This window comes from Paraburkholderia sp. RL17-380-BIE-A, from assembly GCF_046028085.1.
Lineage (GTDB): Bacteria > Pseudomonadota > Gammaproteobacteria > Burkholderiales > Burkholderiaceae > Paraburkholderia.
In genome coordinates, this window is sequence record NZ_JARESQ010000062.1 from 1 (window position 1) to 397 (window position 397).

Annotated in this window: 1 protein-coding gene; it reads left to right on the forward strand. The window is 67.5% G+C overall.

The window, feature by feature from the left end; translation table 11 throughout:
* Window positions 1-397: cytochrome d ubiquinol oxidase subunit II (locus P0D68_RS35530; protein ID WP_408468838.1), on the forward strand; the 397-nt coding region annotated here is incomplete at both ends.

Genomic DNA, 397 nt, shown 5'->3' on the forward strand with positions numbered 1-397 from the left:
GACCTATCACGGCGGCTTCTTCGCGCTGCTCAATCCGTTCGCGGTGCTATGCGGGCTCGTGAGCGTGTCGATGCTGGCCGCGCACGGCGCCGCCTTCGTGAAGATGAAAGCGGACGACGTGATTGCCGAGCGCGCATCGCTCGCGCTGCGCATCGCTTCGTTCGCGGCGGTGGTGCTGTTCCTGATTGCCGGCGCGCTGATCGCCACGATGATCGGCGGCTACCAGCTGGTCGACGCGGCGCCGCTCGATACGGTTGCCAATCCGCTGCTGAAGAGCGTGATCGGCGCACCGGGCTTATGGCTCACCAACTACGCCACCTATCCGTGGATGGTGGCCGCTCCCGTAGCCGGCCTGGTGGGCGGCGTGCTGGCCGCGTTGCTCGCGCGGTCGCGCTTT